The organism is Cupriavidus sp. H18C2 (genome assembly GCF_049393795.1).
Lineage (GTDB): Bacteria > Pseudomonadota > Gammaproteobacteria > Burkholderiales > Burkholderiaceae > Cupriavidus > Cupriavidus pauculus_C.
Genome location: NZ_CP186011.1, coordinates 637,647 through 652,184 on the forward strand (window position 1 = coordinate 637,647; position 14,538 = coordinate 652,184).

Sequence of the window (14,538 nt, forward strand, 5' to 3'; positions counted from 1 at the left end):
CCATGCGACATTCGATAGCTGCCAGCGCCATCGCGCTGCTGGCCATGTACGGCGTGGCCCACGCCCAGACGTCTACCCAGACGCCCAAGGTCGATAATCGCGGGCCGGGCATGGCCGCGTCGGACGTGGCGCCCGGTGCGCCGTCGACGGGTGTGTCGAAGGACGGCCATCGCAAGTCGGGCAGCGGCACCGCGTCGAACCAGGGCGCCTCTGCGGCGCAGACCTACGACTATCCCGCTTCCGCGCCGAAGACGGCGCCGGCCAAGCGGCCGTAACCAACGCAGCAATCCGATGCCGGGCCCCCGCCACGCGCGGGGGCCTGGGCTTGGTTCATCGGCTATCGCACCAGATCGGCTGCGTCGAGCGACCAGTAACGCTCGGGTGCGCAGACGTCGGCAAGCTGTGCCGGCGAGAACAGCCCTAGCTGGCTCTCGTAGGCTTGCACCGCGCGGGCCTTCTGCGCGGTGAACACGCCAACGGGCATGTGCACCGGTGACGCCAGCAGCCCCTCCTGCCACCATCCGGCCATGCGGCTCTGCAGCGCGCCGGGCACGCGGCGGTGGATGGCTTCCTCGTAGAAGATCCAGCGGAACGATGACGCGACGGTCGGGTGCGTGCTGGGCACGGTCTCGGGCACGTCGACATAGGCGGCCTCACGCACCAGCATGCACGCGGCATTGACGAGCATGTGGTCGGCGTGGCGCAGGCCCATTGGCGCCAGGATCGTGCTGCCGGGCTGGAGCGCCAGCAGCCGGCCCAGCCGCACGGCGATGGTTACCGGGTCGTAGCGCGGGCCTTCGTCCTGCGACAGAAAGTCCAGCCACACGGGCTGGGCGCCTAGCGTGGCCAGCGCGCGGGCGTCTTCCTGGCGGCGGGCCTCCATGGCCTGCCGCGCGGACGTGAAGCCCGCCGCGCTGTCGCGCGCCCGCGCGGGCTGGTGGCGATCGGGCAATCCCGCGAACACGGTGATGACCATGGCGCGCCGGCTGGCGGCCAGCAGGCTGCCACAACTGAATACCGCGTCTTCCAGATGGGGCGAAATGATGGTCAGGGGATGTGGAATTTCCATACGGTTGCAACTCCGGCCGGTCAGGAAGGGCAACCCGGCCGTATAGCCGGGCATGACCGGAAAAGTTGCAAGCCGCGTGCCGGTCCGGCGAACGGCGGTATCAATCCCCCGGCGATTCGGGCAGCACGGCGACCGCCTCGATCTCGAACAGCATGCCGTCCAGCGCCAGCCGCGGCACCGGGATCAACGTGCAGGGCGGCGCCGGCCAGTCGCCCAGCAGCGCCTGCCAGGCCCGGCTGAAGACGGCCAGGCGCTCCATCGAATGGTCGACGATCAGCACCGTGATCTTGGCGATGTCCGGAATGTCGGCGCCGCCGGCCTGCAGGGCCACGCGCAGGTTGGCCAGCGCCTGGTTGACCTGCGCCGCGAAGTCGGCGCGCAGGCCGCCGCACATGTCCTCGCCGCCCTGGCCGGCGGCGAATATGATCCGGGCCGGGCGGGTGGCCACGGCCACGTGGGAATAGCCGTTGAGCCGGGGGTCGTACAGGTCGGGCGGGTTCATGAACTGCAGATAGGGGGCGCGGGGCGATTCGAGCAGCATGGCAGGGTCCTGGGTAGGGGTGAGGGTCCATGGAAAGGCGTCGCGGCAGTATCAGACCTCAAGCGCACTTGAGGTCAAGCGCGGTTGCGATACCATCGCGCGGTGCAAGGGCTTTCCGATGACGACCATGACCAAGACACCAGACGCGCCGAAGCTGCGGGCGCAAGACCCGCTGACCATCGGCCAGGTGGCCGAGCGCAGCGGCATTGCCGTGTCCGCGCTGCATTTCTACGAATCGAAGGGGCTGATCGCCAGCACCCGCAGCGCGGGCAACCAGCGCCGCTATCCGCGCGGCATCCTGCGCCGGCTGGCCGTCATCCGCGTGGCGCAGCGCATGGGGCTGCCGCTGGCGACGATCGCCGACGCGTTCGCGCACCTGCCCGCCAGCAAGGCGCCAACCGTGGCCGACTGGCGGCGGCTGTCCGCCGCGTGGCGCGAGGACCTGGACGCCCGCATCCGCATGCTGACCCTGCTGCGCGACCAGCTTGACGGCTGCATCGGCTGCGGCTGCCTGTCGCTGAAGGCGTGTCCGCTACGCAATCCGCAGGATGTGATGGCCGGCGAGGGCCCGGGCGCGCACGTGGAGCCCGGCGCCTGCCCGGGAGCCGCGCGCCGCGAACCGTGACAACGGAACAACCGTCGTGCGAACTGAAAAAGCCGATTGGCCTTTGACGTCCATGATTCAGCTTGTTCGCAACCCCTGCTGACACAAGGAGCAAATCATGAACACATGGAAGATGCTGATTGGCGCCACGATTGTGGCAATCCCCGCAATGTCGTTCGCCCAGAGCGTGCAGAGCGCCCAGGCGCCGGTGACCCGCGCCGAGGTGCGGGCCGACCTGATCGCGCTGGAAAAGGCCGGCTACCAGCCAGGCCGCAATGACGACGACTATCCGGTCGACCTGCAGCGCGCCGAGGCCAAGGTCGCGGCCGAACAGGGCGTGAAGCAGCCGGTGCAAACGGTGCAGCCGATGGCAAGCATGCACGCCGCCAACACGGTGCCGCGCATCGATCTGCCGCGCAACGCGTTCTACGACGGAGCCTGACCCGGAGCGGCTTGCCATGACCCTGCCGCGTCCCGCGCCCGGCCGCCGCCTCCCCGGCGCGGCCGGGCGCTACTGGTTTTTCATCGCGTCGGCCAGCCGGCGGATGATCTCGCCTTCGGTCTTGAACGCCTTCTGGGCGTAGGCGGCGTACTGGTCGGGGCCCATGTAGTTGGTGTCCATGCCGTACTGGCGCGTCACGGTCAGGAACTTCGGGTCCTTGAGCGCGGTGCGGAAGGCGTCGTCCAGCCGCTTGACCACGGCCGGCTTCATGTTGGCCGGGCCGATGATGCCGAACGGCGAATTCGACCAGACCGGATAGCCGATCTCCTTCAGCGTCGGCGCGTTCGGAAAATCGGCCGCCCGCTTCTCCGACAGCGTGGCCAGCACGCGCATCTGGCCGTTCTGCACGTACGGCAGCAGCGTGTTCGACAGCACGGCCACGTCCGACGACCCGCCCAGCAGCGCGGTGATGGCCTCGGCGTCGCCCTTGTACGGCACGTGCGTCCAGTTCGATTGCGTGACGCGCGCCAGTTCCGAGATCGTCAGATGCTGGCTGCCGTAGATGCCGGTGGTGCCGTAGCTGATGCCCTTCTTGTCGGCCTTGGCGTCGGCAATCAGCTCCTGCATCGTCTGCCACTTGGCGTCCTTGCGCACCGCCACCGCGAAGTTGTAGTCCGCGATCATCGACACGTACGTCAGGTCCTTGAGCGGGTCGTAGCGCATCTTCTGCACGTGCGGCAGCCGGAAGATCACCACGGGCGCCATGCTGAGCGTGTAGCCGTCCGGCTCGGTGGTCACCATCTGCGTGGCGCCGAGCGTGCCGCTGACACCGGGCTTGTTCTCGACCACGATGGACTGGCCCAGCTCGCGTCCGGCGGCATCGGCCAGCGCGCGTGCCACCTGGTCGGTCACGCCGCCCGCGCCGTAGGGCACGATCAGCCGGATGGGACGGGTGGGGAATTCGTCGGCCGCCAGGGCGGGGCCGGCGGCGGCCAGCGTCAGCCCGGACAGGGCCAGCGCGGCGCCAAGCAAGCGTCGTCGTTGCATGAGGGTCTCCTGGGTTGTCTGCCGGATCTGTCATGTCCGGTCTGCGAGGTTGTTTGGCCAGTATGACAACCCCGGAGACGCCTCGCCATCGGGACTTTGCGCAGGTCGCGCGCTTATCCACCGATTTCATCGCCCGCATGCGTAGCCTGCATTGCATGCGGGCGGGCTGGCCTAGCTGTTCACAATCACGCGCGAGCGGATGAATGCCTCGTGCTGCATCAGCGTGTCGGCCCAGCCGGCCGGCGGCACCAGGCTGATATCGGTAATTACGTAGCCGATGTCGCCCTCGGTCTGCAGTTGCTGGGCCTCGATGTTGGCGCCAATCTCGGCCAGCGCCTGGTTCAGGTGCGACAGCGTGCCGGGCCGGTTGTAGTGGATGTTGAGCACCCGCGCCGGGGAATCGAGCGGGTTCGGCTGGATCTGCGGCAGGTTCACGGCGCCGATCGTCGCCCCTGTTTCCAGGAAGTTGGCCAGCTTGGTGGCCACCTCGACGCCGATGTTCTCCTGCGCTTCCTCGGTGCTGCCGCCCACGTGCGGTGTCAGAATCACATTCGGCTTCCCTTGCAGCGGCGTGACGAACGGATCGGTATTGCTGCGCGGTTCCTCCGGAAACACGTCGATGGCGGCGCCGGCGATGTGGCCGCTGTCGAGCATCGCGGCGAGCGTGTCGATATCGACCACCGTCCCACGCGACGCGTTGAGCAGGATGCTGCCCGGCCGCATGGCGGCCAGCGCCTTGGCGTTAAGCAGGTTGCGGGTCTGGGGCGTGGCGGGCACGTGCAGCGTCACCACGTCGGCCGCCGCCAGCGCGTCTTCGAGCGAGTGCATCGGCACCGCGCCGCCAATCGACAGGCGCGGGCGGACGTCGTAGAACACCACGCGCATGCCCATCGCCTCGGCCAGGATGCCCACCTGGGCGCCGATATTGCCGTAGCCGATCACGGCCATGGTCTTGCCACGGATCTCGAACGAGCCCTTGGCCGTCTTCTGCCACTGGCCCTGGTGCGCGGCGCGGCTTTTCTCGGGGATGCGGCGCATCAGCATGATGGTCTGGCCGATCACCAGCTCGGCCACCGAGCGCGTGTTCGAGAACGGCGCGTTGAACACCGGAATGCCGGCGTGGGCCGCGGCCCCGAGGTCCACCTGCGAGGTGCCGATGCAGAAGCAGCCAACCGTCAGCAGCCGCTGGGCGTTGGCAAAGTGTTCGGCGCCCAGGTGCGTGGCGGAGCGGATGCCCAGCAGGTCGTGGTCGCGGACGGCGGCAAGCAGGGCGTCGCCGGCCAGCGCCTTCGATTGCGTGGCGACGTCGATCTGATGGCGGCCCAGCAGTTGCTGGCCGCTGGCGTGGATGTTTTCGAGCAGGAGAGCGCTTGCCATGAGGGTAGGGCGTGCTTCAGAGGAGTTGAGAAGGCGGATCGGGCGTCCTGTCCCGGACGCGCACAACCAGACAATAGCACCGAGCCTTTCCCGTGCTGGGGTTATGGGCAAGCCATAGGGACCGGCTAGTCGTCATACAAGTGCTTGTCACGCGGCGCACTTTCTCATAGGATGTCGGACAACTATAACGACGCTGGACGCGCCCTCCAACGCACCCGTCCGGCATCCCAAAGAGGAGACCGCATGGCATCGCATCCGTCCAACGTCGATACCCGCCGCCGCCAGTGGCTCAAGGCCGGCGCGGCCCTTGGCGCCGCCGCCGCGAGCGGCCAGGCCCTGGCCCAGGCTTTCGAATTCAAGCCGGCCCAGCGCTACCCCGACCCCGCCGTCGAGATCCTGGACCCGAGCTTTGGCAAGTACCGCCTGTTCAGCTCCACCGTGGAGCAGGTGGCCACCGGGTTCCGCTGGGTCGAGGGGCCGGTGTATTTTGCCGATGGCCGCTACCTGCTGTTCTCGGACATTCCGAACAACCGCATCATCAAGTTCGACGAAACGACCAATCAGTGGAGCGTGTTCCGGTCGCCGGCCAACTTCACCAACGGCCACTGCCGCGACCGGCAGGGCCGGCTGGTGAGCTGCGAACACCTGACGCGGCGCGTGACCCGCACCGAGTACGACGGCTCGATCACGGTGCTGGCGGACCGCTACCAGGGCAAGCGCTTCAACTCGCCCAACGACATCGTCTGCAAGTCCGATGGCTCGCTGTGGTTCACCGACCCGCCGTTCGGCATCGCCGGCGACTGGGAGGGCGACAAGGCCGCGTCGGAACTGCCGCACGCGGTCTATCGCATCGACCCCAAGGACAACAGCGTGACGCAGGTCATCGCCGACCTGAACGGCCCCAACGGCCTGGCGTTCTCGCCCGACGAGCGCAAGCTGTACGTGATCGAGTCCCGCGCGCAGCCGTACCGCGTGATGTGGGCCTATGACGTGGGCGCCGACGGCCAACTGAGCGGCAAGACGCGCGTGATCGATGCCAACGGCCCCGGCGCGCTGGACGGCTTCAAGGTCGACGTGGACGGCAACATCTGGGCCGGCTGGGGCAGCAGCGGGGCGCCCGGCGCGGACCCGGCCAAGCTCGATGGCGTGCGCGTGTTCAACCCGCAGGGCAAGGCGATCGGTCATATCCACCTGCCCGAGCGCTGCCCCAACCTGTGCTTCGGCGGGCCCAAGCGCAACCGCCTGTACATGGCCAGCAGCCATTCGGTGTACGCGCTGTACGTGGAAACACGCGGCGCGGTCTGAGTCTGACTGGCGCGTCGTCGGCGGCCGATACGTGGCCGCCGGGGCCGCCGGCGCTGACAAAAACTATTGAAATCACCCACCGAGAAAACTGACTTCCAATCCGCGTGGAATCTGCGACGATGCGGCATTCGCCACCGTCCAGGCGGGCTTGCCCGCACCCACGAGGAGACCTTCATGAAACGCGCATGTCTGGGCGCCCTGGCGGCCGCCGGGCTGTTGGCACCGCTGGCCGCGCAGGCCACCGAAGGCGCGCTCGGGCGGCCGGTGGCCGGCACCAGCGTGTCGCCCAACGTGGGGGTGATCCCGGACCAGCCGGTCTGGATCGGCAACCTCCAGCAGCTTTACCTGGACGGGTCGGTCAGCGGCGGGCGCGAGGTAGCCATCGGCGGACGCACCACGGCCGGCATCGACGCCAAGCTGGCGCTGACGCTGGCAACGGTAATGAAGGTCTGGAACACCGGCCCGGGCGCCTGGAACTTTGCCACGAGCTTCACGCTGCCCTATGTCTGGACGTCGGTGCATGCCACCACGGCCTTCACGGGCGCCAACGGCGCGTTCTCGCGCGGCAGCTCGGACCGGGCGTCGAACCTCTACGACATCTATTTGGCGCCGGTCATCGCCGGCTATCACTTCTCGAAGACCAGCCATATGGCGCTGAGCTTCAACATCTGGGCCCCGACCGGCCAGTACGACAAGAACGCGCTGGCCAACCCGGGCCTGAACACCTGGACCTTCGTGCCGCAGGTGGCATTCACCCACCTGATGCCGCAGTACGGGCTGGAATTCAACGCGGTGGCCGCGTTCCAGTTCTACACGCGCAACAGCGCCACCGACTACCAGAACGCGCCGCTGTTCACGCTGGACGTCATGGGCGTCAAGAAATTCGGCGCCTGGGGCGCCGGCGTGGTGATGGGCACGGTCCAGCAGCTTGGCGACGATACCGGCCCCGTGGCCGACCGCCTGAACGGCTTTCGCGGCCACGACTTCGCGATCGGCCCGATCGTGACCTACGACACCAGGCTGGCCGGCAAGCATCCGTTGTCGTTCAGCCTGCGCTGGGTGCCAACCGTCGCCAGCAAGAACCGGCTCGACGGCACATCAACCTTCCTGGCCACGGCGACGCTGGTGTTCTGACAGCCCGCATCTCAAGCTGAGGGTTTCTCCCCTCTCCCGCGCGCGGGAGAGGGGCCGGGGGTGAGGGCCGGCGGTACAAGTTGCCACCACCACTCGGCAAGCAGAACCTCGACGCCCTCTCCCGAAGCCCCTCTCCCAGCGGGAGAGGGGAGAAACCCATCAGCTCAATCCACGCTCAACCCAATGCCATCGCCGGGTCGCTGATGCCGTGGCGGCCGGTTTCGACGCGGCCGGCAAAGCGGCGGTAGAACGTCGGGTCGCTGCTGCACGTGACCGCGAAGTCGTACCACTGGGCGCTGTCGGCCAGCTTCCAGTCCAGCGTCGACGTGCCGCCGGCGGCCACGTCAGCCTTCCACGGGCCGTCGGTCCGGTAGGCCAGCGGCGTGACCGTGAACGTGCACGGCCTGGCGCCCTGGTTCATCAGGTCGACGTAGACGTTGCCGTTGGCGATGTCGTAGCAGACGCGGATCTCGGGCGCTGCCTGCGCCGCGCCCAGTGTCTTGACGTCGCCGGTGAAGCGGCGGTGGTAGCCGTTCGGGCCGAGCACCCACAGGTCGTACTTGCCGAAGTTGTCCAGCGCGGCGTCCCAGCTGTCGGTCAGCGTCTTGCCGGCTTCTACCATGTAGCGGCGCGGGTTGCGGTCGAGCTTGTTGACGTCGTACACGTGGAACACGGCCGCCTGGCCGCCCGTGTTGGCGAAGACCAGTTCCACCTGGCCGCTGGCGTGGCAGCGGGCGCTGGTGTGCAGCTCGTAGGGCAGCGCGCGCGACGGCCGGGTGCCCTGCGCCTGCTGCGGCAGCAGCATGTCGCGCGGCACCGGCACCTGCGGCAGGGCCTGCTGCGCGGCGCGGATCTGGTCGGCCTGGGTGCGCGTGGACGGGCCGCTGAACGCGGGCAGCGGCTCGGTGTTCGGCGACTTGAAGTTGAAGGCGCTGGTCAGGTCGCCGCAGACGGCGCGGCGGTACGGGCTGATGTTCGGCTCCTTGACGCCAAAGCGGGCTTCCAGGAAGCGCAGCACCGACGTGTGGTCGAACACCTGCGAGTTGACCCAGCCGCCCCGGCTCCACGGCGAAATCACGTACAGCGGCACGCGCGGGCCCGGGCCGTAGACGCGGCCGTCCTTGGCCGGCTGGCTGGTGCTGCCGGCCGGCGGGCCGTGGTCGAAGTACTCGGCCTTGAGGTCGTCCTCGGACAGCGTGGTCTTGCCGGCGTAGCTCTTGTCGACGTTGCGCGACGGGGCCGACGGCGACGGCACGTGGTCGAAGTAGCCATCGTTCTCGTCGAAGTTGATCAGCAGGACGGTCTTGCTCCAGACGTCGGGGTTGGCGGTCAGCGCGTCCAGCACCTCGGCCAGGAACCACGACCCCTGCACCGGGCTCGACGGCCCCGGATGCTCGCAATAGATCGACGGCGCGTTGATCCACGACACCTGCGGCAGCGTGCCGTTCATCACGTCGCGGCGGAACGCATCGAGGTACTGCTCCGGCTGCGCGCCCGGCAGCGTGTTGGCGATGCCCTTGTACAGCGGATTGGCCGCGTTGTCGGTGGCCGCGTTGTAGGCGTGGTACGGCAGCGCCTGGCCCGTGTTGTTGTACGGGGCGCCCGGCGCGCCGCCGCTGGACACCGGGAAGCCCGAGTTCAGGTTGGCCTGGCGGAACGTGCGGAACGCGCCCAGCATGTTGTCGCCCCATTCGTCGGGCATGTTCTGGTAGCTGATCCAGCTCACGCCGGCCTCTTCCAGGCGCTCGGCGTAGGTCTTCCACGTGTAGCCGGTGTTGGCGTCGCCGGCCGTGCCGTTGATGGCGTCCCACTCGTTGTTGACGAAGGCCACGCCCTGCGGCATCGCGCCGTTGGTGCCGGTCATGTGGAACGAGCGGTTGGCGTCGGTGCCCGTGTGCATGGCGCAGTGGTAGGCGTCGCAGATCGTGAACGCGTTGGCCAGGGCGAACTGGAACGGGATTTCCTTTTCCTTGTAGTAGCCCATCGACGTGTCGGTCTTGGCCACGGGCCAGCGCGACATGCGGCCGTTGTCCCACGCCTGCTGGCTGTCGGCCCAGGCGTGCGGGGTGCCGGACACGCGCTGGGCGTTGCCGGCCTGGTCATCCAGGTGGTACGGCGTGATCAGCGTGCCGTTGGCGCGTTCCTGCTGCCAGACCTTGCGGCCGTTCGGCATCGGGATCGTGATGCGGTCGCCAAACCCGCGCACGCCCATGAGCGTGCCGAAGTAGTGGTCGAACGAGCGGTTTTCCTGCATCAGGATCACGACGTGCTGGACGTCCATGATGGTGCCGGTGACGTTGCTGGCCGGAATGGCCAGCGCGCGGCGGATGCTGGGCGGAAAGGTGGCGAGGGCTGCGGCCGAGAAGGCGGCGCCGGCGCTGGCCTGCAGGAATTTGCGGCGGGATGTCATGTTCTGGAAACGGGCAAGGGTTGGTGGCGGTGCGGGGCAGGCGATCAGGGCGCGCAGCGCTTCTCGACGGGCTGGGACGGGGTGGACGGGTCCGAGGGGTTCGACGGGTTGCCGGGGTTGGTCGGATTCGACGGTGCCGGGGCGTCGTCGTTGCCGCCGCAGGCGGACAGTGCCGCGACCGTCAGGCAGACGGCCAGCAGCACCCGGGCAGGGCGCAGCAGGGATGGCATGGGGATTCCTTCGACTGGAGGGGTTGTCTTGCTCCGGCAGATGGCCGGAAGCCCCGCAAGGCTAAGGAGGGAACGTGACAGGCCAGTGACGCAATCGCCGCTTCGTGAAACCGAATGTAAATCTGTGGCGACATCACCGAAATAAAACGGGGCGCCATGAAGGCGCCCCGCAGGCGTGGTAGGAGGGGGACGACGGCGGATCAGTCGGCCGTGATGTTGCCGGTCTGGATGACCTTCTTCCAGCGCGCGAACTCGGACGCCTGGAACGCCGTGAACTGCTCCGGCGTGTTGGCGACGACCTCGAAGCCAAGTTCCAGCAGCTTGGGCTTGTTGGCCGGGTCGTTCATCGCGGCCACCACGGCATTGTGGAGCTTGGCCTTGATATCCGCCGGCAGGCCCTTGGGCGCGGCGATGGCCTGCCACGAGTAGACCGTCACGCCCTTGTAGCCCAGTTCCTCCATGGTCGGCACGTCGGGCAGGATCGGCGAGCGCTTGGTGCTGGTGATGGCCAGCGCGCGCAGCTTGCCGGCCTTCAGGTGCGGCACGGCGGTGTTGATGTTCATGAACGTGGCATCCACCTGGCCGCCCAGCAGGTCGTTCAGCGCTGGCGCGCCGCCCTTGTACGGCACGTGCACGCCGGTGGTGCCGGTCTGCTGCCAGAACAGCTCGGCGGTCAGGTGGTCGCTGGTGCCGTTGCCGGCCGACGCGAACGACATCTTGTTCGGGTTGGCCTTCTCGAACGCGATCACGTCCTGCAGCGACTTGTGCGGCGATGCGGCCGGCACGGCCAGCACGTTCGGCGCCTGCACGGCCACGCTGATGTAGTCGAAATCCTTGGTCGGGTCGTAGCCCGCGTTCTTGGTCAGGTGCGGGCCGATCACGAACGGGCCCAGCGACGACACGAACAGCGTGTAGCCGTCGGCCGGCGCGCGCCTGGCTGCCGCCGCGCCGATCATGCCGGCCGCGCCGGGGCGGTTGTCCACCACAAAGCTGCCGCCAAACGTCTGCTGGAACTTGGCGCTCAGGATGCGCGCGATGTTGTCGGTGGAGCCGCCCGGCGGGAACGGCACGATCATCGTCACGGGTTTTTCGGGCCAGGCCGCGTGGGCGGCGGCCATCGTGGCGCCCAGCAGCAGCGATACCAGCGCTTTCTTCATCATCGTTGTCTCCTTCGTTGTGCGTGTGTTGTACGTGTGTTGTGCGTGTGGCCGGCAGCGCGGGTCAGCGCGTGCCGAATTCGGCCTGCTCGCGCGTCCAGGCGCGGGCCTGGTCGCTGATGGTCAGCCCCAGGCCGGGGCGGGTGGGGACGATGATCCGGCCGTTGGCGATGTCCAGCCGCTCGTTGAACAGCGGCTCCAGCCAGTCGAAATGCTCGACCCACGGCTCGCGCGGATAGGCGGCGGCCAGATGGACGTGCAGCTCCATCGCAAAGTGCGGCGCGATCATCAGCCCGGCATGCTCGGCCAGCGCGCAGACCTTCAGGAACGGCGTGATGCCGCCCACGCGCGGCGCGTCGGGCATCAGGTAGTCGGCCGCGCGGTGGCGGATCAGGTCCCAGTGCTCGGCGGCGCTGGTCAGCATCTCGCCGGTGGCGATCGGCGTATCGAACTGCTGCGCCAGCGCGGCGTGGCCCTCGTGGTCGTAGGCGTCCAGCGGTTCCTCGATCCAGACCAGGTTGAACGATTCGAACGTGCGGCACATGCGCTGCGCGGTGGGGCGGTCCCACTGCTGGTTGGCGTCGACCATGATCGGCACCGCATCGCCCAGCTTCTCGCGCACGGCCGACACGCGCTGGATGTCGAGCTTGCCGTCGGGCTGGCCGACCTTGAGCTTGATGCCGCCGATGCCGCGCTCCACCGACGCGGCCGCGTTGACCAGCAACTGGTCCAGCGGCGTGTGCAGGAAGCCGCCGGACGTGTTGTAGCAGCGCACGGCGTCACGGTGGGCGCCCAGCAGCTTGGCCAGCGACAGCCCCGCGCGCCTGGCCTTCAGGTCCCACAGCGCCACGTCGAACGCGCCGATGGCCTGCGTCGACAGGCCGCTGCGGCCTACCGACGCGCCGGCCCAGCACAGCTTGTCCCAGAGCTTGCCGATGTCGCTCGGGTCTTCGCCCAGCAGGGTAGGGGCGATCTCCTGGGCGTGGGCGAACTGGCCCGGGCCGCCGGCGCGCTTGGAATAGCTGAAGCCCAGCCCCTCGTGGCCGCTGGCGGTGCGGATTTCCGCGAACAGGATGGCCACTTCGGTCATCGGCTTCTGGCGCCCGGTCAGCACCTTGGCGTCGCTGATCGGCGTGGCCAGCGGCAGGTAGCAGGACGACAGCCGGATCGACGTGATGGCGTCGGCGGCGGACGGGCGTTGCGAAGCGGGCGAGACAGACGGGGCGGTCATGGGCGGGCGCATCCTGTAAAGCGTCGGAACCGGGTTCCAGACTTCAGACATCGTATGACATCGTTGTCAAAAAACGGCCGAAAGCGGCCGCACGGGCATTGCTATCATCCGGGGCCATGCATTGACTGGCGACGGCCCGAAGCTGCTTTCGCGTCACCGGCAACACGTTGCCCGGACAGCGAATGGAAAGAATGCTAACGTTGTCATCCGCCTCGGTCAATCGGGGCGGGCCGCACCTGGCGTAGTCGTTTACCCGCACCGCAAACCCCTTATGTCCGATTCATCCGGCAGCAAGTCTGTCACGCTGCACGACGTCGCCCGCGAGGCCGGCGTGTCACTGATTACAGCCTCGCGCGCGCTGAGCAACCCGGGCCTGGTTTCCGACAAGACCATCGCCCGCGTGCGCCAGGCGGTGGAGGCCACCGGCTATATCCCGAACCTGCTGGCCGGCGGCCTGAAGTCGCGCCGCACCATGACCGTGGCCGCGCTGGTGCCCAATATCGCGGTGGCGCAGTTCATCCCGACGGTCAAGGCGCTGACCGATGCGCTGGACGCGGCCGGCTACCAGTTGATCCTGGGCCAGACCGGCTACGACCACGCGCGCGAGGAGGCGCTGCTGGGCACGATGATCAGCCGCCGCCCGGACGGCATCGTCGTCACCGGGCTGGTCCACGCGCAGGCCTCGCGCGACCGGCTGCGGCGGTCTGGCATTCCCGTGGTGGAGACCTGGGACCTGAGCGACCGGCCCGTGGACATGGCCGTGGGGTTCTCGCACCTGAAGGTCGGCAGCGCCGTGGCGGGCTATTTCCTGTCGAAGGGCTGGCGGCGCTTTGGCATCGCCACCGGCGACGACCAGCGGGCCGCCGTGCGGCGCGAAGGCTTTGTCTCGACACTGGGCCACGACGTGCCCGTGGCGCGCGTGCCGGCGCCCAGCAGCCTGGGGCTCGGGCGGCAGGCGCTGGGCGACCTGCTGGCGCAGGACCCGCGCATCGAGGCCATCTTCTGCAGCTCGGACCAGCTGGCCCAGGGCGTGATCGAGGAAGCGCGGGCGCGCGGCCTGCGCGTGCCCGAGGATCTGGCCGTCTGCGGCTTTGGCGACGCCGATTTTGCCGCGCACATGGTGCCGTCGCTGACGTCCGTGCAGGTCGATGGGGCGGGCATGGGCACGCTGGCGGCCGGGCTGCTGCTGGCGCGCTGCCGCGGCGAGACCGTGGCGCAGCCGGTGGTCGACGTCGGCTTCCGCATCGTCGAGCGCGGCTCCACCTGACGCTAGTCGGCCACTTCGGGCGCGGGCAGCACAGTCACGCGCCGCGCCTGTCCCGCCACCGGCAGTTCGATCGTCACGCCGCCGCCGCTGTCGGCATCATGGCCGGTCAGTGCCGTGACCACCACCTGGTGCGTGACCAGCAGGTACGGCCCGCCGCGCGGGTCGAGCTGGTCGATATAGCGCGACAGCCGCTTGATCTGCGCATCGCGCGCGGCGGCGTCCGACCCGAAGAACGAATTCAGCATCGGTTCCACGCGCACCGGCCCCAGGCCGATCAGCCGCGCCGTGTCCTGGCAGCGGCACCAGGCGCTGGTGAGCACCTGCGTGGGCCGGAATCCGGCCGCCTTCCATCGCTCGCCCAGCTTGCGCGCCTGCTCGCGCCCGCCCGCGGAGAGGTTGCGCTGCGTCGCGCAGTCGTCGAGCCGGAAACCGGCGGGATCGCCCACCCCCGGCGCGCGGGCATGGCGCAGCACGACCACGACGTTCGGGCGGGTCAGGTCGACGGGCGATGTTGCCGCGTGCGCGCGGGGCGGCAGGAGCGCCGGCAGGGTGGCCGTCCAGAGGGCGGCGGGGAGGGCAAGCAGGCGGCGGCGAGTGGGCACGGCGGGCTCCGGCGGGGCGTCCGGGGTGGACGTCCTTCACGATAGACCACGGCCAGGCGCATAACAAAACCGTATGACCCCCGTGCAAACTGTGATTTGACGGTATGACCGTGCGATTCCCA

At 68.7% G+C, this 14,538-nt stretch carries 15 protein-coding genes; 6 read left to right on the top strand and 9 right to left on the bottom strand.

The annotated features are described in order from the left end of the window. Positions 1-2 precede the first annotated feature (2 nt). Positions 3-275 carry a hypothetical protein gene (locus EPAKOI_RS19375; protein ID WP_313836724.1) on the top strand — a complete coding sequence of 91 codons (273 nt, stop codon included), beginning with the start codon at positions 3-5 and terminating at the stop codon, positions 273-275. A gap of 62 nt (positions 276-337) precedes the next feature. On the opposite strand, the gene EPAKOI_RS19380 is transcribed toward EPAKOI_RS19375, so the two are convergent. Together EPAKOI_RS19380 and EPAKOI_RS19385 are read right to left on the bottom strand one after the other, a co-directional pair. Continuing rightward, a complete protein-coding gene (locus EPAKOI_RS19380) occupies positions 338-1,069 on the bottom strand; it encodes a PIG-L deacetylase family protein (RefSeq protein WP_172966189.1) in 732 nt (243 codons plus the stop codon). Between the two features lie 100 nt (positions 1,070-1,169). Further along, entirely contained in the window at positions 1,170-1,610 is a 441-nt protein-coding gene (locus tag EPAKOI_RS19385; protein ID WP_423194340.1) for a RidA family protein, read from the bottom strand. Between the two features lie 127 nt (positions 1,611-1,737). On the opposite strand from EPAKOI_RS19385, the gene soxR reads away from it, so the two are divergent. Beyond that, positions 1,738-2,235, top strand: a complete 498-nt coding sequence (gene soxR / locus EPAKOI_RS19390) for a redox-sensitive transcriptional activator SoxR (RefSeq protein ID WP_423194341.1) — start codon at positions 1,738-1,740, stop codon at positions 2,233-2,235. A gap of 97 nt (positions 2,236-2,332) precedes the next feature. Further along, positions 2,333-2,656, top strand: coding sequence for a DUF4148 domain-containing protein (locus EPAKOI_RS19395; protein WP_124686637.1), 324 nt, complete (start codon positions 2,333-2,335; stop codon positions 2,654-2,656). A 69-nt stretch (positions 2,657-2,725) separates the two neighbouring features. On the opposite strand, the gene EPAKOI_RS19400 is transcribed toward EPAKOI_RS19395, so the two are convergent. After that, positions 2,726-3,703: a tripartite tricarboxylate transporter substrate binding protein gene (locus EPAKOI_RS19400; protein ID WP_124686636.1), complete on the bottom strand. Its 978-nt coding sequence runs from the start codon at positions 3,701-3,703 to the stop codon at positions 2,726-2,728. Between the two features lie 171 nt (positions 3,704-3,874). Continuing rightward, a complete protein-coding gene (gene serA, locus EPAKOI_RS19405) occupies positions 3,875-5,080 on the bottom strand; it encodes a phosphoglycerate dehydrogenase (protein ID WP_124686635.1) in 1,206 nt (401 codons plus the stop codon). A gap of 243 nt (positions 5,081-5,323) precedes the next feature. Between serA and EPAKOI_RS19410 the strand changes: the two genes are divergently transcribed. Both EPAKOI_RS19410 and EPAKOI_RS19415 read left to right on the top strand, forming a co-directional pair. Continuing rightward, positions 5,324-6,385, top strand: coding sequence for an SMP-30/gluconolactonase/LRE family protein (locus EPAKOI_RS19410; protein ID WP_124686634.1), 1,062 nt, complete (start codon positions 5,324-5,326; stop codon positions 6,383-6,385). A gap of 174 nt (positions 6,386-6,559) precedes the next feature. Then, a complete protein-coding gene (locus tag EPAKOI_RS19415; RefSeq protein WP_423194342.1) occupies positions 6,560-7,519 on the top strand; it encodes a SphA family protein in 960 nt (319 codons plus the stop codon). 175 nt (positions 7,520-7,694) lie between these two features. On the opposite strand, the gene EPAKOI_RS19420 is transcribed toward EPAKOI_RS19415, so the two are convergent. The 4 genes from EPAKOI_RS19420 to EPAKOI_RS19435 form a co-directional block, all read right to left on the bottom strand. Continuing rightward, entirely contained in the window at positions 7,695-9,929 is a 2,235-nt protein-coding gene (locus EPAKOI_RS19420) for a phosphocholine-specific phospholipase C (RefSeq protein ID WP_124686632.1), read from the bottom strand. Between the two features lie 44 nt (positions 9,930-9,973). Then, complete coding sequence (locus tag EPAKOI_RS19425) at positions 9,974-10,159, bottom strand: hypothetical protein (RefSeq protein WP_124686631.1); 186 nt, start codon at positions 10,157-10,159, stop codon at positions 9,974-9,976. 200 nt (positions 10,160-10,359) lie between these two features. Continuing rightward, positions 10,360-11,316: a tripartite tricarboxylate transporter substrate binding protein gene (locus EPAKOI_RS19430; protein WP_313837079.1), complete on the bottom strand. Its 957-nt coding sequence runs from the start codon at positions 11,314-11,316 to the stop codon at positions 10,360-10,362. Between the two features lie 64 nt (positions 11,317-11,380). Next, positions 11,381-12,547 (bottom strand): L-talarate/galactarate dehydratase, encoded by a 1,167-nt coding sequence (locus EPAKOI_RS19435; protein WP_124686629.1) that lies wholly within the window; start codon positions 12,545-12,547, stop codon positions 11,381-11,383. Positions 12,548-12,818: 271 nt separating this feature from the next. On the opposite strand from EPAKOI_RS19435, the gene EPAKOI_RS19440 reads away from it, so the two are divergent. Continuing rightward, positions 12,819-13,814: a LacI family DNA-binding transcriptional regulator gene (locus tag EPAKOI_RS19440; RefSeq protein WP_124686628.1), complete on the top strand. Its 996-nt coding sequence runs from the start codon at positions 12,819-12,821 to the stop codon at positions 13,812-13,814. Between the two features lie 2 nt (positions 13,815-13,816). Here EPAKOI_RS19440 and EPAKOI_RS19445 read toward each other — a convergent pair whose 3' ends face one another. Next, a complete protein-coding gene (locus EPAKOI_RS19445; RefSeq protein ID WP_423194343.1) occupies positions 13,817-14,416 on the bottom strand; it encodes a histidine phosphatase family protein in 600 nt (199 codons plus the stop codon). Between the last annotated feature and the right edge of the window lie 122 nt (positions 14,417-14,538).